At 42.9% G+C, this 20,143-nt stretch carries 19 protein-coding genes and 1 pseudogene; 8 read left to right on the forward strand and 12 right to left on the reverse strand.

From position 1 onward, the window contains the following. Positions 1–50: 50 nt before the first annotated feature. The 3 genes and pseudogenes from prs (at position 51) to IG80_RS0101425 (ending at position 3,413) form a co-directional block, all read left to right on the forward strand. Entirely contained in the window at positions 51–947 is an 897-nt protein-coding gene (gene prs, locus IG80_RS0101415; RefSeq protein WP_198027069.1) for a ribose-phosphate diphosphokinase, read from the forward strand. 36 nt (positions 948–983) lie between these two features. After that, positions 984–2,352 (forward strand): annotated as a pseudogene (locus IG80_RS0101420) (serine hydrolase domain-containing protein). A 167-nt stretch (positions 2,353–2,519) separates the two neighbouring features. Then, positions 2,520–3,413 carry a cell division protein FtsQ/DivIB gene (locus IG80_RS0101425; RefSeq protein WP_032112283.1) on the forward strand — a complete coding sequence of 298 codons (894 nt, stop codon included), beginning with the start codon at positions 2,520–2,522 and terminating at the stop codon, positions 3,411–3,413. A 168-nt stretch (positions 3,414–3,581) separates the two neighbouring features. Here the strand turns inward: IG80_RS0101425 and murB are convergent, their stop codons facing one another. From murB to IG80_RS0101450, 5 genes are all read right to left on the reverse strand, one after another. Beyond that, positions 3,582–4,475: a UDP-N-acetylmuramate dehydrogenase gene (gene murB, locus IG80_RS0101430; RefSeq protein ID WP_032112284.1), complete on the reverse strand. Its 894-nt coding sequence runs from the start codon at positions 4,473–4,475 to the stop codon at positions 3,582–3,584. Then, positions 4,475–5,938: a UDP-N-acetylmuramate--L-alanine ligase gene (gene murC, locus IG80_RS0101435; protein WP_032112285.1), complete on the reverse strand. Its 1,464-nt coding sequence runs from the start codon at positions 5,936–5,938 to the stop codon at positions 4,475–4,477. Before murC ends, murB begins: the two co-directional genes overlap by 1 nt. A gap of 88 nt (positions 5,939–6,026) precedes the next feature. After that, complete coding sequence (gene murG / locus IG80_RS0101440; RefSeq protein ID WP_032113254.1) at positions 6,027–7,148, reverse strand: undecaprenyldiphospho-muramoylpentapeptide beta-N-acetylglucosaminyltransferase; 1,122 nt, start codon at positions 7,146–7,148, stop codon at positions 6,027–6,029. A gap of 23 nt (positions 7,149–7,171) precedes the next feature. Further along, a complete protein-coding gene (locus IG80_RS0101445; RefSeq protein ID WP_032112286.1) occupies positions 7,172–7,600 on the reverse strand; it encodes a GNAT family N-acetyltransferase in 429 nt (142 codons plus the stop codon). A gap of 6 nt (positions 7,601–7,606) precedes the next feature. Beyond that, positions 7,607–8,224, reverse strand: a complete 618-nt coding sequence (locus tag IG80_RS0101450) for a thymidine kinase (protein WP_032112287.1) — start codon at positions 8,222–8,224, stop codon at positions 7,607–7,609. 56 nt (positions 8,225–8,280) lie between these two features. Here IG80_RS0101450 and IG80_RS0101455 point away from each other — a divergent pair, with 56 nt between their 5' ends. Continuing rightward, a complete protein-coding gene (locus tag IG80_RS0101455; protein ID WP_156961991.1) occupies positions 8,281–8,583 on the forward strand; it encodes a hypothetical protein in 303 nt (100 codons plus the stop codon). On the opposite strand, the gene IG80_RS0101460 is transcribed toward IG80_RS0101455, so the two are convergent. From IG80_RS0101460 to IG80_RS0101475, 4 genes are all read right to left on the reverse strand, one after another. Next, complete coding sequence (locus IG80_RS0101460; protein ID WP_052045864.1) at positions 8,570–9,169, reverse strand: TlpA family protein disulfide reductase; 600 nt, start codon at positions 9,167–9,169, stop codon at positions 8,570–8,572. The genes IG80_RS0101455 and IG80_RS0101460 overlap by 14 nt on opposite strands. 13 nt (positions 9,170–9,182) lie before the next feature. Continuing rightward, complete coding sequence (locus tag IG80_RS0101465) at positions 9,183–10,445, reverse strand: bifunctional folylpolyglutamate synthase/dihydrofolate synthase (protein ID WP_032112289.1); 1,263 nt, start codon at positions 10,443–10,445, stop codon at positions 9,183–9,185. Between the two features lie 180 nt (positions 10,446–10,625). Next, positions 10,626–11,513, reverse strand: coding sequence for an acetyl-CoA carboxylase, carboxyltransferase subunit beta (gene accD / locus IG80_RS0101470; RefSeq protein ID WP_032112290.1), 888 nt, complete (start codon positions 11,511–11,513; stop codon positions 10,626–10,628). Between the two features lie 19 nt (positions 11,514–11,532). Continuing rightward, entirely contained in the window at positions 11,533–11,820 is a 288-nt protein-coding gene (locus IG80_RS0101475) for an integration host factor subunit beta (RefSeq protein WP_032112291.1), read from the reverse strand. A gap of 542 nt (positions 11,821–12,362) precedes the next feature. On the opposite strand from IG80_RS0101475, the gene rpsB reads away from it, so the two are divergent. From rpsB to frr, 4 genes are all read left to right on the forward strand, one after another. Next, positions 12,363–13,127, forward strand: coding sequence for a 30S ribosomal protein S2 (gene rpsB, locus IG80_RS0101480; RefSeq protein ID WP_034418688.1), 765 nt, complete (start codon positions 12,363–12,365; stop codon positions 13,125–13,127). A 63-nt stretch (positions 13,128–13,190) separates the two neighbouring features. Then, on the forward strand, positions 13,191–14,120 hold the full coding sequence (gene tsf / locus IG80_RS0101485) for a translation elongation factor Ts (RefSeq protein ID WP_032112292.1): 930 nt from the start codon (positions 13,191–13,193) through the stop codon (positions 14,118–14,120). 263 nt (positions 14,121–14,383) lie between these two features. Next, complete coding sequence (gene pyrH / locus IG80_RS0101490) at positions 14,384–15,115, forward strand: UMP kinase (RefSeq protein ID WP_032112293.1); 732 nt, start codon at positions 14,384–14,386, stop codon at positions 15,113–15,115. Between the two features lie 11 nt (positions 15,116–15,126). Further along, complete coding sequence (gene frr / locus IG80_RS0101495; RefSeq protein WP_032112294.1) at positions 15,127–15,684, forward strand: ribosome recycling factor; 558 nt, start codon at positions 15,127–15,129, stop codon at positions 15,682–15,684. Positions 15,685–15,757: 73 nt separating this feature from the next. On the opposite strand, the gene IG80_RS0101500 is transcribed toward frr, so the two are convergent. The 3 genes from IG80_RS0101500 to ftsA form a co-directional block, all read right to left on the reverse strand. Continuing rightward, positions 15,758–16,660, reverse strand: a complete 903-nt coding sequence (locus IG80_RS0101500; protein ID WP_032112295.1) for a hypothetical protein — start codon at positions 16,658–16,660, stop codon at positions 15,758–15,760. A gap of 190 nt (positions 16,661–16,850) precedes the next feature. Further along, entirely contained in the window at positions 16,851–18,344 is a 1,494-nt protein-coding gene (gene ftsZ / locus IG80_RS0101505) for a cell division protein FtsZ (protein WP_032112296.1), read from the reverse strand. 334 nt (positions 18,345–18,678) lie between these two features. Continuing rightward, positions 18,679–19,950: a cell division protein FtsA gene (gene ftsA, locus IG80_RS0101510; protein WP_052045865.1), complete on the reverse strand. Its 1,272-nt coding sequence runs from the start codon at positions 19,948–19,950 to the stop codon at positions 18,679–18,681. Positions 19,951–20,143 lie beyond the last annotated feature (193 nt).

Consider the following 20,143-nt stretch of genomic DNA (forward strand, 5'->3'; position numbering starts at 1 on the left):
ACCTCAAAATCCTGCTTAAGAAACAATCTATCAATAACCAGACTATGGCAATGGCAATACTCATTACCTCCACTCCCCAAGATGCCCTGATAGCAAAACACTTGAGTCAACTGCTTGAGACAAGTTTTGCCTCCCTAGCAATAACAACTTATGCAAGTGGTGAATTTTATGTCGAGGCTTCAGAAATATTAACGGGCCAAACAGTGATCCTATTTCACCACACGTCGTTCCCATTAAGTGAAGGGATTTTAAAGCTACTGCTCTCTATGAATGCGATTCGACACCGAAAGCCAGAGCGTTTGATTGTCATTGTCCCCTATTTACCCTATAGCCGACAGGATCGAAGTAGGAATTCGGGTTCAGCCATCGGCGCTAAGGTTGTGGCACAAATCCTAGAAACATCTTATCCTGATACATTAATGGTTTTAGATATACATTCCTTGACCACTCTCGATCATTTTAATTTTCCGACCATCAATCTAACAGCAGCTTCTCTCATTGCAGAAGATATTAAACGATATTTTAAGTTAAGCGATATTTGCCTTATCTCGCCCGATGCTGGCGGTATAGGACGTGTACAGAAAATTGCTGAACTGCTGGATGTCCCGTATACAGCTTTATCCAAGGAACGGCTGGATTCTGGTGACCTGATTATCCGCTCATCCCAGGCTTTACCTTCGCAAAAGACTTATATTTTTGTCGACGATATGATCGATACTGGATCAACTCTTTTGGTAGCTTCCCAAGCTTGTCGAGGAAAAAAGCTTCACGTTTATGCTACCCACGGCCTGTTTAGTAGTAAGACATCTTTTCAAAACCTAACGACATGTTTTGAGTCTATTACAGTGACAGACTCCCTCCCCCAACACTACTCTGCTGCTAACTTTAGAATTATTCCTTGTTGGGACGTTTTCGTAAGTGAAATGAAACTTCGGCTTCTTCACTGAATCTCTGCAACCTATAACGAATCAACTGGTAAAGTTATGCAAACACCCCAAGAACAGCTTGTTATTCAGATCATTGATAAGTGGTTAGGCCATCGAATACGCCATTCAAATTTACCGGGATTTCAGGTATGCCTCCGCAAAAAAAGCGAGGTCATTTTTAGTAAAGCGTATGGCCTTGCGAATTTGCAATCTAAGACACCGCTTACGACTGAGCATCTGTTCCATATTGCTTCCCATTCAAAAACGTACAGCCTGCGCATTTTTGCAGTTAGAAGCCCAAGGGCAGATTCACCTCAACTCAAAGGCTATAAACTACATTCCTGAGCTTCAAAAACATATAGATCCGCATTTTAAAGAAATCACAATTCGCGATTTATTAACGCATCGCTCTGGTATCTTTCGGGATGGGGTAGATTCTATCTTTTGGGAACTTCAAAAACCCTTTCTATCTCGCCATGAGTTATTGGAAGAAGTATTATCAGCGCATTTAGTCTACACGCCGAACTCAGTCACGAAATATTCAAATATGGGCTATGGCCTACTGGGCATGATCCTTGAAAATAAGATGGAGAGACCTTATGTGGAAGGTATACAAAAGCTAATATTGTCGAAATTGCCAAACACTAAGATCATCGCAGATTATGAGCCTGCTACAGGACTGATATTCGCTGATGGTCATACTCGGTCCTATTTTGCGGGGGCTCGGCGGGCAATGGAGCATGCTGCGGCAAACGGTTTAGCATCTGCAACAGGATTTTGTGCAAATGCTGAGAGCACAAGTCTCTTTTTTCATGAGTTGCTGCAAGGTAGCAAGCTTTTATCCCCACAGACACAAAAAGAGATTTTATCCTTAACATGGCCGGTTAAAAATTCGAAAACCGAGCGTTATGGTTTAGGGATTCAAGTTGAGGAGACAGAACCACACCTTATTGGTCACTCAGGCAGCTATCCTGGGTTTATTACCCAAACCCGTTGGATTGCTGGAACTAATTACATGGTGAGTTTTTTCCTAAATACCAACGAATTTATTCCTGCGCTGGCGGTAAAGTCGATTGCGGCATTGATTACTAAAATCAAGGAGACATTTAGCAATAAAGAGGCATCTGTTGCCATGGTAACTGAGGCAATGATGAGCAAATATCGCACGACTATCCATGTCATAAGTGGCACAAAAGCCCTCTGTTTTGACGTGGATACATGGTCATTATGCGATGCGGTCTTGCTTTTAGAACAGCAAAAAGGAGGTTATTATAGTTGCCAGCAAGAAAATGGTTATGGCAGTGTGGGGGAAAAAATTTATTATAATAAAACTTCTGGAAACAGAGTAGAATCTGTTAAATGGGGTAGTTTTACTCTTCATAATGAGCAGACATTTTTACAACAAATGGAAAATATGAGTACCTAGTATGCCCACTCATCTGAAGATGCCGGTTTTTGACTTCGTAGGTGAGACTATCTTGACCTCCTCCGAACACGTCTATTTTGTAGTAGATCTGCGAAAACGCTGGTTTGTTGAGGTAAAATGTGGCACTCTTAAATAAGAAATAAGCGTCACAGAATAACAAAAATTTGATGCAGCAAAACGTTAAGAAGAAAAAACCAATCATCCGTAAGCCAAGGAATAATCATGTCTCCATAGGAGAGAGATTTATATCTCTCTTTGATCGCTCTTCTAATCGAAGCCGGAGAACAATTTTTAAAACAAAAACTCTTTATACGGGAGTTGCTCTTTGTGTAGCAGGCTTGTTGGGAGTGATCTGGTATCAAGAATATCCTCAAAAAGCGCTGGATGGTCTTTATCAAGCCTCCCTTGATGCATCAGCTAAATTTGGATTTAAAGTGAATGATATCCAGGTTCAAGGACGTCAATATACCTCTGGACAAAGGATTCTGCAGGCGATGCAGCTCAAGGTCAATGACCCCATTTTCAAACTCTCACCCCATGAGATTTGCCAGAATTTGAAAGAGGTTTCTTGGATCAAGGAGGCCCATGTTCATCGGCATCTCCCCGGGACGATCTACGTGAAAATTATTGAACGTGTGCCCATCGCTATCTGGCAACATCAAAAAACTCACTACCTTGTAGATGCTGAAGGAGTGATTATTACCAATGAAAATCTCTCCCATTTTATGAATTTGCCAGTAATTGTAGGGGGAGATGCCCCCCTTCACGTGCCAAAAATCTTAGCGATTTTGGAAAAATTTCCGGAAGTGCGCGGGAAAATTACTGCTCTTGTTCGCGTGGGTGGCCGGCGCTGGGATATTCAGCTAAATCGCCAAGTGACAATCAAATTACCAGAATCAAAAACTGCAGATGCTGTTGCTAAGCTTGATACACTCTTAAAGCATCAACGACTTGATCTGGAGGAAGTCAAAACTGTTGATTTACGCTTACCTAATAAAATGATTATGAATCTTTCGCCGCGCGGTGAAGTGCGTCTTAAAGCAAAAGGCAGCGAGACTTAACCGGACCGGACGGATCCTTCCTGCAGGTGTAGAATATAGTAAATGTGGTATATTCAACCAAAGTTGGAGATTGTATGAGCTCGCGCCGGGTGCTAGGAAGATGGTAGAGGGCTCTACCCCTTTTACCTCAATCTCCATTCGCTTTAGTCATTCTCGAGGGGAATGACTCTACCTCCCTAGGCGAATGACTTCCCATTCCAATTCAACCCCACAGATTGCCTGAACACGACGCCGTACTTGTTCTCCCAGTTCTTCCAAATCTTTGGCCATTGCATTTCCTAAATTTAGTAAAAAATTGCAATGCTTTTCAGAAACTTGAGCATCACCGATTTGTAGACCACGACATCCAGCTTGATCAATCAACTCCCATGCTTTTTGCGGCAACGGATTTTTAAAAGTGCTGCCCCCGGTGCGCCCCTTCACAGGCTGGCTTTGTTCTCTTGTCGCAAGTAATTGAGTCAAGCGCTGATGAATTTCAGCTGGTGCTCCGCAGTCCAACTCAAAGCACGCCGCAATCACAATTTGATCAGCTTCAAGAGTACTATGGCGATAAGTAAAACCGAGATCAGTCTGAGAAAGACGCGTCACGCGACCTTGGTGATCCATCACCTCAGCCCAGACTAAAACGTCTTTGATTTCTTGACCATAACAACCAGCATTCATTTTGACAGCGCCACCAAGAGTTCCAGGAATGCCAACCAAAAACTCTAACCCCGATAAGCCCGCATCTGCTAATGTAAGAGCCACAGTTCTATCCAGGGCTGCAGCACCGATAATGACTTTATTTCCCTCAATTTTAATCCCAGCAAAGCCACGCCCAAGGCGGACCACCACGCCAGAAATACCATTATCCCGCACTAAAATATTTGACCCTGCCCCCAGCAAAGTAACCGGCACATTGCCTGGTTTATCTCTCAAAAACAAGACGAGATCTTCTGCGGTTTGGGGTCGAAATAATAGCTCGGCTGGCCCCCCGACACGAAACCAAGTTTGCTCTGACAATAGGGCATTTTCCTGATATCGACCCTTTACAGCAGGAAGATTTGTCCGCCAGTCAGTCATTATGCAACACTTTTGCCTGCGTGCAACAAAACATCCAGTTGCTGTGGCAATACCGCGGCCCAGTGAGTTATTGTTCCGGCGCCTAAACAGAGGATCATGTCACCTTCTTTCACTCTTGATGCCACAGCGGGGGCCAATTGCTCAGGATCACCTAAATAGTGGACTTCATTTTTTCCTGTTGCGCGAACCGCAGCGACAAGAGATTCAGAACACGCTCCTTCAATAGGTGTTTCACCCGCCGAATAAACCGGAGCAATAAAAACCTCATCCGCTTGCTCAAAGCAGTTGGCAAAATCTTCGAATAAGAAATGGAGCCTTGAATAACGATGGGGTTGCATCACGGTCACAACTTTGCCACGACAAGCTTGCCGTGCGGCTGCCAGCGCGGTTTTAATCTCGACCGGATGGTGGGCATAGTCATCAATGACAGTGACTCCTTTGACAATCCCCGTTTTAGTAAAGCGGCGCTTGACTCCTTTAAAGTTATTAAAGGCCCGCTTAATGCTATCATCATCAATGCCTAGTTCTTGAGCAATCGCAATCACAGACAACGCATTTTGCACATTATGCTGCCCCATCATAGGCAAGAAAATATCACGTATTTTGCGGGGCAATACACTCACCTGATCCTTAGCCAAAGCGCGATTAGCAAAAGCACCGTTACCAACCAAGTCCACATCAAAGGTAATACCGTCCATGGTTTCTCGCAAATTTGTGGCTCTGACATTTGCCTCTTCGCTAAACCCATACGTGAGGATACGGCGATCAGTAATGGTCGCCCGTAATTCTCTCACCACAGGATGGTCGATCGCTAATATGCCCAGACCATAAAAGGGAAGTCGGTCAATAAATGTCTTGAAGGCATTTTTAATTGCATCAAAATCAGGATAAAAATCCATATGCTCTGGGTCTATATTGGTGACAACTGCAATAGTTGCTGGCAATTTCAAAAAGCTGCCATCAGATTCATCCGCCTCAACCACAATCCAATCACCTTGACCAAGACGTGCGTTTGTTCCATAGGAATTGATAATGCCACCATTTACAACTGTCGGGTCAAGACCCGCTGCATCAAATAAGGCAGCGGTGAGTGACGTCGTGGTTGTCTTGCCATGGGTCCCAGAAATTGTTACAGAAAACTTGAGCTGCATTAACTCTGCTAACATTTCTGCCCGGCGAATTACCGGGATTTTAAGCTTCCTTGCCGCCAGAATCTCTGGGTTATCGGATTTAACCGCGGTGGAAATCACCACCACTTGGGAGCCTTGAATATTATCAGCTCCATGACCAATGTGGACCTGGATACCCAACTCTTGCAGTCGCACAACATTGGCGCTGACCCCAACATCACTTCCTGTTACAGTATAACCTAAATTATGAAGAATTTCCGCGATACCGCTCATGCCGATACCGCCAATGCCAACGAAATGGATCTGTTTTACTGAATGGGAAGGAATGCGCATTAACACCAACAATTTATACGATTTTTTATACTTACAACACTTAAAGAAGCGCAATTATGGCAAGCAGAAGCCAGCTACTTCCAGTATTTTAGCTCTCTTTCTCTTTTGGTAACAAATCTTCCAGGTAATTAGCAAGCCTTACTGTCGCATCAAGACGGTATTTTTTTTGTAATCGTTGCGAAATTTCTTTCAAAAGGGCTGATTCTTCGAAGATCTTTGAAAGTTGGGCCGCCAAAACCGGAGGCGTAAATTCTTTTTCTTTAATAAGCCAAGCAAGATCAGCGTCTACTAACTCGCTGGCATTATAGTATTGATGATTGTCCATGGCGATGGCCAGGGGTACAAAAATCGCCGGTCTATGAGACACACAAACTTCAGCCACCGTCATTGCCCCTGCTCGACACACAACCAAATGCGCACCGTCATAAAGATCCGCCATATTATCAAAGAAAGGTTCAACTGTCGCTGAAATTCCTATTTTTTGATAAGCTTCCCGGGTTGAAACGAGGAGCTCTTTTCGGGCCTGCTGCGTTATCTCAAGACGATCTTTAAGAGGCTGGGGTAGCAAAGAAATTGCCTCAGGAATAACCCTGGAAAACAAGGCAGCGCCCTGACTCCCCCCGATTACCAATAGCTTTATTTTATTTGTAACCGCAGGATACTCCTTTTCCCTCAGCTGCATAATCTCTGCACGCACCGGATTGCCAACATAAATTGTTTTTATCTCTGGAGGAATCCGCTGTGTGGCCTCAAATCCCAATGCCATGACTTTAGCATAACTCGCCATCCAACGATTCACTTTGCCTAAGACTGCATTTTGCTCGTGCAAAACAATGGGAATGCGAAGCAAGGTCGCCGCCACCACGACAGGTGCTGTTGTGTAACCGCCGAAACCTACCACTAAGTCGGGTTTTTTCTTGAGAAAAGACACCAGAACTTTAAAAGTTGCCCCAGCAATCGTCACCAGTCGTTTGAGTTTACCTAAAAGTCCACCACTATCCCGGGCAATATAAAATGTCAATTTATCTGATTTTTTTGCTGCCCTTGACGTAAAATATTTCTCACCACGCTGATCCGTACACCAAGAAAGAGAATGGCCCCGCTTCAATAACTCTTCGGCTAGGCATAGAGCAGGAAACACATGCCCCCCTGTTCCTCCCGTTGAGAGAGCAATTCTAAGACTTAAATTCTTTTTTTCTTGCTTTGTCATGTAGAAAAATTCCTTCTGAGGATCTAAATATTCTTTTTCAAAAAATAGCAAATTGCCTGGGAAGAATAGCCGGACCGCTCGAAATCGCAAACATAACCAAGCTGCTCATAAAATTGACACGCATTCTGGAAACTCATAGTCGCAACTGTCGCCATAGTACAACCTTGTTGCCGTCCCAATTCATGAACTTTTTCCATTAATAGACGACCATAACCTTGACTGCGATAGACGGTATCGACCCACAATTGATCTATATAAATAGTACCATAAACAACGGAACCGTTACAGCCGGCAATGATTTTTCCATTGTCATCACGAATAAAAAAGGCAAAAGGATAAGCCCTATCACTAATCCCTTTCCTTTTAGACTCTTCATTAATTTGCCGGGTTAAAAAATCAGTATCCTGATTTGATGGGCACAATGTTGTCTCTATCAACCAATCATTTTTCATGAAGAGTCACACTGCTATCAATTCGAGAATGCATTTATCTTGAGGTTGGGAGTGTCCCAGGAAAAAATGTTTGCGACAGAGGGAAATGTAGCGATCATTGCCCCCAATTTCTACTTGAGCCCCTTCGCGCACCATTTGACCTGTCTCATTAATTCTTGCATTCATGATCGCTTTTCGGCCGCAATGGCAAATCGTCTTAAGCTCAATCAATTCATCTGCCTGGCCAAGTAAATAACGACTTCCCTCAAATAATTCACCTAAAAAATCTGTCCTAAGGCCGTAGCAAAGTACTGGCAAATCTAATTGGTCAACAATTTGGCAAAGCTGTTGCACTTGACTCCGGGTTAAGAATTGGGCCTCATCCACCAATATACATTTTAGATTCGGTAAAATTTTTTTCTGATGGGCAATGTGGTCAAAAAAATTAAAGTTTGTAGCAAAGGCATAAGCATTACTTTGCAAACCAATCCGCGACGAGATTTTACCAATACCGTACCTGTCATCAAAATCAGGCGTAAATGCGAGAGTATTCATTCCCCGCTCCCGGTAGTTATGGCTGGATTGCAGCAGTGTCGTTGTTTTACCCGCATTCATCGCCGAATAATAAAAGAAAAGCTTTGCCATAATTGATTTTAATCCTTTAGATTTCTGGATATTTCTTCTCAAAGACTATAGTGAAGGTGACAATTAAAGACAACAATTTCAATCTATTTCTGGCGGAGTTACCACAATTGTGGAAAACCGCCGGGAAAAAATCTTGCAGTGGGATGGGACTATCTTTATGCGCTGAAAGTGTGGAAAATTATAATAATAAACTTTTCGAGAGTGACCTAGCTCAAGAAGGCTGTCTTCTGATCGTCTTCTGCACCAATAAAAGATCACCAGAAATCAGCTTAAAAAATGCCAATTTCCGGCTACATTTACTATCTAACCACCTAGACAAAACTCCGGCAGCTCAAGGAACATTCTCTATTTTGCTTTAGATAAATGGGCCATCAACAGTTTACCTGGCTCACCTAACCAGTCGACAGGGCCAATGATCCGACCAAGTTCTTTACCTTTAGTGTTTACAAAGATAGATGTTGGCAAAGCAGAAACTTTCATTGAGCGAGCAAGGGCTCCCTTTTCATCAATAAAAATCGACAGATTTTTAATCTTATGAGCTTGATAGAATTCGCGAACAGCTTTACCCTTTGTTTCATCAGAGGCAATCACAACTAGGTGGAAATTATCACCAAAGTTTTCCTGAAATTTATCAAGTTCTGGAATTTCATCAACACATGCGCCACACCACGTTGCCCAAAAGTGCACGATAATGGGCTTGCCAGCAAAGTCTGCTAGTTTTTTCTTTGTATCCGGCTGTGAGTCGTCCTCGGACAACAGTAAAAATTCTTTATTAGGCACAGGCTCTTTCAATTTTGCTGGAATAAAATCAATGCTGACGAGTGTTTTTTTTGGAGCTTCAGCAACTTGACTTACCGGTTCGGGCTTATTTTGCAACATCCACCAGAACCCCAGTACCAATGGCGACAAACCGATCCCCAACCAAAAAAATGATTTATTTTTCATTAATTTACTCCCATTACTCTAACGTTGTTTTGTTTAATTCCAAAACCTTTCCTACCAAATATAGGGAACCTGTTAAAAAAATCCTAGGTTCATCTACTTGTTTTTTTTGAAAAAATTTATTTAACTGCTCAATAGGCACAATTTCTGATGCTTTTTCAGTATAAGTGGCCAAGAATTCGGGGGCATGAAAGCGCTCCTCCTCATGCATAGCGATAAAAACAAACGCATCTACCACTTCAGAAAATATGTTAAAAAATATCTCAGGATCCCGATTTTTCAGCATTGCCACTCCCATAATAAGAGGACGTTGACGTTTTTCCTGTATTGAGTGGATAAAATTATTCAAGACACGAAACCCATGTTCATTATGTGCCCCGTCAATCCAGACGTCTACATCGTCGGTCGGACAAAGATCACCTACTGGCAATCTCTGCAGTCGACCTGGCCACTGAGTATTCTCAATTCCACGTGCAATTGCTGCTTCTGTGACACGCAATTGATCTCTCAATTCAAAAGCAATAGCCGCTGCGAGGCGTGCATTTTGAATTTGATGCTCTCCAGCCAATTGAGGCTGAGGAAATGTGTATTTTTGGGTGAGATCCAGCTCAACTACCCCTGCCCCACACTGATTTGCTTTATCGATCAAAATCTGTCTTACTTCAATTGCCTGTTGGCTGATGAAAACTTTCGCCCCTCGCTTGATAATACCGGCCTTTTCCTGAGCAATTTCTGCCAGAGTCTCCCCCAAAAAGTCCTGATGATCGATAGAAATTGGCGTCAACACACAGGCAACCGGGGCGTCAACTATATTGGTTGCATCAAGCCTGCCACCCAGACCTGTCTCCAGCAATAAAACATCGGCTGGCTGTGCTTGAAATGCTAAGAACGCTGCTGCCGTTTTCGCCTCAAAAAAAGTTAACTCGTGATTTTCATTGGCCTGTTTCACCTGGTTCAAAAAAAAGATAAGTGCTTCATCGGTGATCAGCTTTCCACTCAAGCGAATACGCTCATTGTAACGAATAAGATGCGGCGATGTATAGACATGAACGTTGAGATTAGCTGCTTCATAAATATGGCGCAGATAGCTTATGGTTGAGCCTTTCCCATTGGTTCCTGCCACATGAATAGTGGGCGGAAGATGCGTGTGTGGGGAGCCTAAGGCTTTCAGAACCCGCTCCATCCGGGATAAATTGAGGTCAGTCTGCCGTGGATGGATGCGTTGGAAATAGTTCAATAGTTCCTTAAGCTCTCTCGTCTCTAATTTCTTCAACTCCATTTTGCCCTCTTCTGCTTGGAAATTTCCCCAAATTTCTCGAAATAGGTGGACTATACCATCAATTCTTTTAGAAACTCGTTTGCGGGTTCAGCAAAAATGGGGAAATGCTCTTGCGAAATTTGGCCTCAATTCCAGCTAAAATGTCTCAACATTATTTGTGAATCAATTAGCTTTTATAACTTAAGTTTTGGAAACGTAAGATAATGAAGCTAGACCACTCGATTGGAACCTTAAATGACCTAAAAGAGTCCCTACAGTTTTTGCCAATTGATGACGATGTGTTACCATATCAATCATGCCATGGTCCAAAAGGTATTCTGCTCTCTGAAATCCTTCAGGAAGCTTTTGACGGATGGTTTCTTCGATAACCCTAGCGCCAGCAAAACCAATGATGGCACCCGGCTCAGCAATGGCAATATCACCCAACATGGCAAAGGACGCAGAAACACCACCTGTCGTTGGGTCAGTCAATAATGTAATATAAGGCAAACCCGCTTTTTTGACTTTTTCCACAGCAATGGTTGTGCGTGGCATTTGCATCAGAGACAAGATCCCTTCCTGCATTCGGGCTCCTCCAGAGGCAGGAATCACGAGGTAAGGACACTTACTCTTAACGGCAAGATCAGCACCTACAAGGATCGCCTCTCCTACTGCCATTCCCATTGAACCGCCCATAAAACCAAAGTCAAAAGCAGCAATCACGACAGGATTTCCAGAGATGTTCCCATAAGCAACCGTCATCGCATCTTCGTTACCGGTTTTGGTGCGATACTCTTTCAAGCGATCTGTATATTTTTTAGTATCTTTAAATTTAATCGGATCAGCTAAAACTTTTGGCAATGGCACTTTTGTGTAAGTTTTTTCATCAAATAGGAGATTCAGACGCTGCGTCACTGTTAACCGCATGTGATGGTTACAGTGATGACATACATGGAGGTTTTGCTCCAAATCGCGATGAAAAAGCATATGACCACAAGAACTGCATTTTGTCCAAAGATTATCTGGAACGTCATTACGGCGGATCAATGCCTGAATTTTGGGACGGACAAAGTTTGTTAGCCAGTTCATAGAATTTCCCTATACCTGTTTAATTGCCTGCGGTATTGAGCATTTCTCTTAGCTCTTTGCCGCTTTTGAAAAACGGAACAGCTTTGCTATCTACCTGAACCATTTCTCCGGTTCTTGGGTTTCTGCCAACACGCGCTTCCCTTTTTCTTAAAGAGAAAGTTCCAAAACCACGAAGTTCTACACGTCCGCCAGAAGTCAATGCCCCTGAAATCTCATTAAATATATGGTTAACAATTGTCTCAATTTGTGATTGCGTTAAATCACGATGTATAAAAGACAGCTTCGATATCAACTCAGATCGAGTCATCCGACAACCCCAGTCCATAATTAATTATTATTATAAAGAAGAAAGATAGGTACAGAGCCTAAAATTCTTCAACACGTTGTGTGCACACCATAGAAAAAAAAGCGCGAGATTTCAAATACCTTTTTATAAAAATACATCAGATTTTTTTCTTGACTCCACTTATTTGTCACAAAGGACGGCGTCTACCACTTTTTAGTTTCCTTAAATATTAAGTAGGTCTAGGCACTACGCCTCTCATTTCCCCAAATTCATTTTGGCCCTATTTGCTTGCAAATCTCACCAAATTTCTGCAAGTAGATAAACGACGACCTTGCTGCGTAAATGGGATGGAAGAATAAACTCCTCCCTTTTCTAAGAGATAAATTATAGTTTGTAGGCCCTCCCTCGAGAAGGGAAAAAGCCTTGTATTAGGCTATGTAATATGCTAGAAATTGCTAGAAATCCACACACAGGGTCGGTGCTTTTGCCATCCGGTGCTGTTTTTGTATACTAAAAACAGCTTCCAACCCTGTGGAGGTATAACCGGAAAAGGAGTTTTAATTATGGCAATGCCAACATTTACAATGCGTCAGCTTTTGGAAGCTGGTGTACACTACGGACACAACACACGTCGCTGGAACCCTAAAATGGCTGAGTTCATTTTCGGCGTCCGCAACGGAATTCACATTATCGACCTAGAACAAACAAATAATTTGCTTTACCGTGCCATGGAAGCTGTCCGCAACACAGTTGCAGCCGGCGGTCGTGTTTTATTTGTTGGTACAAAACCACAAGCGTCCGAAGTTGTTAAAGAAGCAGCAAAACGCTGCGGTCAATACTACATTAACCATCGCTGGTTGGGTGGAACATTGACTAACTGGAAAACTGTTAACCAGTCCATTAAACGCATGAAAGAAATGGAAGAACGCATTGAAGGTGGTCTTGTTGGCTTGACAAAAAAAGAAGCACTTGATCTAGAACGTAACTACAAAAAGCTTGAAATGGCTCTTGGTGGTATTCGTGATATGGGTGGTCTCCCAGATTTAATTTTTGTGATCGATACAAATAAAGAAGCAATTGCAATTCAAGAAGCACGTCGTTTGGGTATTCCTGTAGCTGCGATCTTGGACAGCAACTCTGAACCAGAAGGCGTTAGCTTCCCGATTCCTGGAAACGACGATGCATTGCGCGCCATTAAAACTTACTGTGAACTCATTTCCGGTGCCGTTCTCGACGGTCTCCAAGCTGAAATGGTTTCTGCAGGTATTGACCTTGGTGAAGCTGTAGATCTTCCTGAAGATGAAATGACAGCCGTCCAAGGCGCCTAATTTAACTTTCATACTCCTCATCCATACGTTGAGGAGCTATCTACATTTATTGGAGATTATACCATGGCTGAAATATCTGCAGCACTCGTTCGTGAACTTCGGGAAAAAACCGGCGCCGGCATGATGGATTGCAAAAAAGCTCTTATAGAAACAGACGGAAACTTGGAAGAAGCTATTGACTGGCTTCGCACAAAAGGTCTTGCTGCTGCTGCTAAAAAAGCAGGCCGCGTTGCTGCTGAAGGTCTCGTAGGCGTAATGACAGCGGGGAATACTGGGACCATCGTTGAAATCAATGCTGAAACAGACTTTGTGGCTCGTAATGACAAATTTCAAAACTTTGTTGCTCAAGCAACAGCCGTTGCATTGGAAGGAAAGCACACCATTGACAGCCTAAAAACAGCTGCAGTCGGTGAACATGAAACCCTAGAAGCAGGTCTTACCCATTTGATCGCCGTCATTGGGGAAAACATGAACTTGCGTCGCCTTACCCACCTTGCCGTAACGAATGGGGTTGTTAGTTCATATATGCATAGTGCTGTTGTCCCCAACCTTGGTAAAATTGGTGTTCTTGTGGCTCTTGAATCCACTGGTGATACAGAAAAATTGGCTGAATTGGGTAAAAAAATTGCTATGCACATTGCCGCCTCGGCTCCTGTTGCCTTGCAAATTTCTGATGTTGCCCCGTCCTTATTGGAACGCGAAAAAAATATTTTGATTGAGCAAGCACGTGCTTCTGGTCGCCCTGAGGAAATCATCCAAAAAATGGTTGAAGGTCGCGTCTCAAAATTCTATGAAGAAATTGTTCTCCTTGAACAAGCTTTTGTCATGGATAGCAAATTGAAAATCTCACAAGTTGTTGAAAACACAGCTAAAGAAATTGGCGCCCCAATTAAGGTTGCAGGCTTTGTCCGCTATGCACTTGGTGAAGGCATTGAAAAAGAAGAATCAGATTTTGCAGCAGAAGTTCAGGCCCAAGCATCTGGTAATCGATAGATTCTGTAAAAGAAATTTAATGAGGATGATTTTGAGATGTTTTTAGCCGGAAATGAAACCAACGTACGAGGGAATAGTTTATCTATTTTGAGAAAGTTGGAGAAATTTATAGGCAAAACATCCAAAATGGGCTTCTTTCAATTTTCCTTTACCTAGCCTAAATTGCAGGGGGGGGGGGATTTCCCCCTCCTATCTTTTCGACAAAGAAACTGGTATTCTGAAAAAATTCGATGTCCCCAACTTAGAAGACTCAACTATCACTCATGTTAGATCATCAAAAATATAAACGTGTCTTATTAAAAATTTCAGGTGAAGCCTTATCAAGCCTTACCCCGGGGCAACACCAAGGAATTAATCAAGGAATGCTCAATAAAGTTGCGAATGATATTCGCAATGTTGTTAACCTTGGCATAGATGTTTGTATTGTGATTGGCGGTGGCAATATTTATCGCGGTGTTTCTGGGAGCAAATCTCATGGAATTGACCGTGCTACTTCCGACCATATGGGGATGTTGGCTACGGTTATTAATGCACTTGCTTTACAAAATGCCATTGAGCATGAAGGAATGTTGTGCCGCGTTATGACTGCTATTCCGATGCAAGCTATCGGAGAATTTTATATTCGGAGACGTGCTATACGGCACATGGAAAAAGGACGCGTCGTGATTTTTGCGGCAGGTACCGGCAACCCTTTTTTCACCACAGATACTGCAGCAGCTTTACGCGCTCTTGAAATGGGATGTGATCTACTGCTTAAGGCAACAAAAGTGGATGGCGTTTATGATAAAGATCCTAAGATTTATCCCGATGCAATTCACTATGATAGGCTTAGTTATTCAAATCTTCTCTCACAAAAACTGGAAGTGATGGACGCAACAGCTGTGGCTCTTGTGCAAGAACACAATCTTCCCCTTGCAGTTTTTTCTATCTATGAGAATGATAGCTTCCTTAAAGTACTTGAGGGAACTGCAAAACATACACTAGTAACAGAATAAGAGGTTTAACCATGTCAGACAAACGTTTAGAAGAAATTGGACGCCGCATGGATGGCGCCTTAGAAGCGCTTACTCGCGAGTTTACAGGTCTTAGAACCAGCCGCGCCTCAGTCAACCTTTTGGATGGTGTGAAGGTGGAATCTTATGGATCACTTTCTTCTATCAACCAAGTTGGAAACATCTCCGCGCCTGAAGCACGCCTTTTGACAGTGCAAGTTTGGGATAAGTCCATGGTGAAAAATGTGGAGAAAGCAATTCGTGATGCTGGTTTAGGACTCAATCCTGTTACTGATGGTCAAACTGTTCGCATCCCTCTTCCTCCGCTGACAGAAGAACGCCGCCAAGAACTAACTAAAGTTGCTTCAAAGTATGCTGAAGAAGCAAAAATCAGCGTTCGGAATGTCCGCCGTGACGCCATGGAAATGCTGAAGAAGCTTGAAAAAGACGGCGATATTTCAGAAGATGAACATCATCGTCTTTCCGATGATGTCCAAAAATTAACGGATGCCCGCATCAAAAAAATCGATGAGCAACTTGTCTCTAAACAAAAAGATATTATGCAGGTTTAGATCTGATTTTTACACAAAAAAGGGGGCTTAATACCCCCTTTTCTAGTTGCAAGAAAACCCCCTATCTTCCGGCTTACCTTTGTCTAACCTGACCAGCTGGTTGTTGTTGGCCTGCTGCTCCCATATTACTGTTGGATGGTGTTTTTCTCAATAGGGTTGAAGCCTGCGAAATTTCATAATCATTGTACTTTTTATGGACCTCTTTCGCAATGTCTCCCAGTTCCAAATCTGACTCATTGACTCGGCAAGTTACAAGTTGCTTCAAAATCGCAAAAGTTTTATAATCTACCGGACGTCCCAGCACACATTCACTATAACATTTTTTGTACTTTGCTGTTTTGCAACGGTCATCCGCATCACAAATACCCTTAGTCATAAAACCAAACTTATTCTTATGACTGGTACAATTCGCAGAGAGAGGATTGTATGACTTCTTAATATCACGAACTCCCTCTGCCCTTTGAGCTTTATAGCTGTCTGCATCCGTGGTAAAAGTTTGGCTTTTTATTTGAGTCCTTTTCGCTTGATTAATGCGTAAAACTGCCTGATCTTGAATAATTGCGAGATTTTTATCTGAACGATCTACTTTACAAGCAGCTAATTTTTGGAAGATATACATTGTTTTCTCATCTTCTTTTTTACGGTCTTGGATACAATTTTTATAACAAGCTTTATATTGTTCGGGATTACAAACACCTACGTCATCGCATAAACCATTGACCGAACGACCAATCATATTTCTATGGCTGGTACAATGCTTACCAAAACGCTTTACAAAATCTATGGAAGGAAAGCCACTGGATTTTGCGATAAAAACATTTCCTCCCGGTACTTTTGTAGCAGGAGGGTTCCCTGCATTATCACCATAATAACCAACTTGAAGCTGCCCTGCTCTCCCGTATTGTGGAATAGTATCTGCCCCCGCTGTAGAAGCGGCTCCTATCAAAAAAAGACATATTTTTAAGAAATTTTTCATTTTCGTACTCCAGCCATGTTAACAGTCTATTTCTTTCTTTGATGATAGAAATTTTGTCCTAAAATTTTGTTAATATTAGCTGGTGATTTTTATTTAGAGTAATTTAGACTGCACGTGAATGGCGCATAGAGAAATTTTAATTAAAAAGCCAGCAGGTAAGCTGACTTTTTAATAGAATCTAAAATAAATATTATCCCTTGTTGCCACGACGCAAGAAGGCAGGAATTTCAAGGACATCAGAGTCAACCTCTGAGGCTGAATCTGCAGTTGAAATCATTGAAACCTGGGATTTTGGCTCTGCTGGAGTTGCTGTTTTGCGAGAAACGCCAGTAAACCTTTCAAACAAAGAGGTTGCTTTCTTCCGTTCAACTTGGGGTTCAGATGATACTTTCAGATTGTGTGGTGTCGCCGGTTGGAAGTCATTCCTTACCCCTTCATTATGATAAACTGCTGTTTCTGCCACAACTTCTTCCTTGAGCTCTTCAACAATTTCATCGATCAACGTCTTCGTTTGCACTTCGGCTGTTTCTATTTCAGTAGGCATTGGCGCAATTGCCTCTACAACATGTGCTGCTTGAGTTTCTTCAACAAAGGCTTTGGGCACTTCTGCAGGTGCTTGCGGTTTTGGTGTAAAAGCCGTTGAAGCAAACCCAAAATCACGCGAAGCAAAGCTATTATTAAGAGTAGGTTCAGTTCGTGCTTGCATAGTGGGAGCAATGGCTGGTTGAACTGCTTTTACATGACCAATTCCTGTTGCGACAACAGAAACCCGGATTGTTCCATTCAATTTTTCATCAAAAGTAGAACCGAAAATAATGTTGGCTTCAGGATCCACTTCATCACGGATACGATTTGCTGCCTCGTCTACTTCGTACAGCGTCATGTCAAAGCCACCAGTGATGTTGATCAAGACACCACGAGCACCACTCATCGAAACATCATCCAGCAACGGGTTAGAAATCGCTGCCTCTGCGGCATCAAGAGCACGTCGTTCGCCTTGTGCCTCACCTGTTCCCATCATCGCTTTGCCCATTTCAGCCATAACAGCCCGAATGTCAGCAAAGTCAAGATTAATCAAACCAGGCATCATCATCAAATCGGTTACACCACGCACACCCGAATACAACACATCATCTGCCATTTTAAAGGCATCCGCAAATGTCGTCCGCTCATTGGCAATCCGGAAAAGATTTTGGTTCGGAATAATGATGAGGGTATCAACATATTGTTGTAATTCCTCAATCCCCTTTTCTGCAGTGCGAGTCCTGTGAGTTCCTTCAAAGTGGAAAGGTTTTGTCACAACGCCAACAGTCAAAATACCAGACTCCCGAGCCGCCCGAGCGATAACCGGTGCTGCACCAGTGCCCGTTCCACCACCCATGCCGCCGGTGATGAAAACCATATTGCTGCCCTGAAGATGATTTATCACTTCATCCATTGATTCTTCTGCAGAGGAGCGCCCAACGTCCGGTTTAGAACCAGCCCCAAGGCCTTGAGTTACATTCAACCCTAATTGAATACGCCGCTCTGAGGGAACTAAAGATTGGGTAAGCGCTTGAGCATCCGTATTAGCGACGATAAATTCGACGCCTTCTAATTTTGCACGAATCATATTATTGACCGCGTTGCCACCGGCGCCGCCAACACCTACAACGGTTATTCGTGGTTTTAAATCTATCTGCATTTCCGCTTTACCCTCTTATAAGAACTCTTGTGATTAATTTTGTTCCTTATATACCCAAAATACCTGAAGAAGTCGAGTTCTGCCTTCGCATCTTTGGACCCATTTTCATTTTAACACTCATTACAGGGCCCCTGCTATTCGCATGGCGCAAAGATAAATGCCACCTTCAAATCTACTGGCCATAATGTTGCCTCTTTAAGTATTTTAAGTATATAACATGCGTCAAACAAAATACAATTTATACAATTTTATCTATCTTATGAATATCTTAAGTCGTCCCATCTCATCATGCAAGAGGCCTCTTTCAAAAGAGATCTAATCCCCTTTTTTCACTTTAGAAATTCTCGCGAATCCATCCCATAATCCGCGTCAAAATTGCTCCATCGTCATAAACTGGACTTATTTGACTTTCATCTCCAATATAGTCCCGCAAGGCAAATTTAAGGAGCCCCCCACAGGTTGAAAACATGGGCGTTGAGACAATATCACTGCCTCCCACAATTCCCTTTGGATAGCCAATTCGGATTTGTTTGCCCCAAATGTTGGAGGCAAGTTCCCGAATTCCTGGCAGCTGGCTACCCCCGCCAGTCAATACCACACGCTGGCACACAAGGCGATCCATTCCCGAATGCTGTAATCGCTTCCAGATCATCTCCAGCATCTCTTCTGCCCGAGCGCGGATTATTTGCGTCAACAGCGACTTCGGGACCTGGTTTGTAATCTGATGCATTCCCTCTCCCAGCTGGGGAACCAGGATCGTTTCTCTATCATCTGAGGACGAGAAAATAGTGGTACCATATAAAGTTTTAAGACGCTCAGCCTGCACGAGAGGAGTTGATAAACCTCTCGCAATATCACTAGTGATATGGGATCCCCCGATGGGAATGCTATCAATATGCACAAGTGCACCGTCTAAAAATGAGGCAATGCTGGAATTACTCCCCCCTAAATCGATGATTGTAACTCCCAGCTCTAACTCATCATCGTCTAGAATAGACAATCCAGAGGCATAGGGGGATACCACAAAGCCGCTGACATCTAAATGACAGCGACCAATGCAGTTGGCAATATTTTGCATCAACGATAATTGCGCCGATACAATATGCAGGCTAGCGGTGATTTTTTGGCCAACAAGTCCACGGGGATCCTTAATACCTTCAACATCGTCCAAGGCATAAGCAATCGGCAAAACGTGAATAATTTGCGAATAGGGATTCACAAAAGACGCACGCCCTAATGCCATCAATTGGCGAATTTGAATATCACTAATCACTTGACCGTTAAGCGCAATCTCCACATCAACTGTGTGAGATTTCGTGCATGACGCTGCTAAATTAACATACACTTCTTCAATCGTATCCCCAGCCATTTGCTCTGCTGAATGAACTGCATTTAAAATCGAATCTTCCAGCTCCTCTAAATTTGTGATAGTGCCATTCTTGATCCCGCGGGAAACTTGGTAACCAAGCCCGATTATTTTAAGATTTTCGCCGCTCGCACGCTCATCAAGCTTGGCAATTGCACAACATACTTTGCTGCCGCCGATGTCAATCGCAGTGAAGATATTCTTCTTACGTTTTGGTGTTTTTTTGAATAAAATACTCATAAATATAGATTATAGAAACTTCATAAAATATCATAGTAAATCTTCATTAAAGTTTAATGTTTTGTTAACTATGAGTGGGGGCTGTAAGAGCTAGGTTTACCCTATTGTCACCCTGGCCCTGCATATATACTAAATTTAGCTAGAGGTCTGGCATTTTCCAAGCGGACTTGATCCTCTTTGAACGAGTCTACTT

This window comes from Candidatus Paracaedibacter symbiosus, from assembly GCF_000757605.1.
Classification (GTDB): Bacteria; Pseudomonadota; Alphaproteobacteria; order Paracaedibacterales; family Paracaedibacteraceae; genus Paracaedibacter_A; species Paracaedibacter_A symbiosus.

Bases quoted from the DNA above. Each gene is read 5' to 3' on its own strand.
- prs (WP_198027069.1), top strand. From the start codon at position 51: ATGGCAATACTCATTACCTCCACTCCCCAAGATGCCCTGATAGCAAAA.
- IG80_RS0101425 (WP_032112283.1), top strand. From the start codon at position 2,520: ATGCAGCAAAACGTTAAGAAGAAAAAACCAATCATCCGTAAGCCAAGG.
- murB (WP_032112284.1), bottom strand. From the start codon at position 4,475: ATGACTGACTGGCGGACAAATCTTCCTGCTGTAAAGGGTCGATATCAG.
- murC (WP_032112285.1), bottom strand. From the start codon at position 5,938: ATGCGCATTCCTTCCCATTCAGTAAAACAGATCCATTTCGTTGGCATT.
- murG (WP_032113254.1), bottom strand. From the start codon at position 7,148: ATGACAAAGCAAGAAAAAAAGAATTTAAGTCTTAGAATTGCTCTCTCA.
- IG80_RS0101445 (WP_032112286.1), bottom strand. From the start codon at position 7,600: ATGAAAAATGATTGGTTGATAGAGACAACATTGTGCCCATCAAATCAG.
- IG80_RS0101450 (WP_032112287.1), bottom strand. From the start codon at position 8,224: ATGGCAAAGCTTTTCTTTTATTATTCGGCGATGAATGCGGGTAAAACA.
- IG80_RS0101460 (WP_052045864.1), bottom strand. From the start codon at position 9,169: ATGAAAAATAAATCATTTTTTTGGTTGGGGATCGGTTTGTCGCCATTG.
- IG80_RS0101465 (WP_032112289.1), bottom strand. From the start codon at position 10,445: ATGGAGTTGAAGAAATTAGAGACGAGAGAGCTTAAGGAACTATTGAAC.
- accD (WP_032112290.1), bottom strand. From the start codon at position 11,513: ATGAACTGGCTAACAAACTTTGTCCGTCCCAAAATTCAGGCATTGATC.
- IG80_RS0101475 (WP_032112291.1), bottom strand. From the start codon at position 11,820: ATGACTCGATCTGAGTTGATATCGAAGCTGTCTTTTATACATCGTGAT.
- rpsB (WP_034418688.1), top strand. From the start codon at position 12,363: ATGGCAATGCCAACATTTACAATGCGTCAGCTTTTGGAAGCTGGTGTA.
- tsf (WP_032112292.1), top strand. From the start codon at position 13,191: ATGGCTGAAATATCTGCAGCACTCGTTCGTGAACTTCGGGAAAAAACC.
- pyrH (WP_032112293.1), top strand. From the start codon at position 14,384: ATGTTAGATCATCAAAAATATAAACGTGTCTTATTAAAAATTTCAGGT.
- frr (WP_032112294.1), top strand. From the start codon at position 15,127: ATGTCAGACAAACGTTTAGAAGAAATTGGACGCCGCATGGATGGCGCC.
- IG80_RS0101500 (WP_032112295.1), bottom strand. From the start codon at position 16,660: ATGAAAAATTTCTTAAAAATATGTCTTTTTTTGATAGGAGCCGCTTCT.
- ftsZ (WP_032112296.1), bottom strand. From the start codon at position 18,344: ATGCAGATAGATTTAAAACCACGAATAACCGTTGTAGGTGTTGGCGGC.
- ftsA (WP_052045865.1), bottom strand. From the start codon at position 19,950: ATGAGTATTTTATTCAAAAAAACACCAAAACGTAAGAAGAATATCTTC.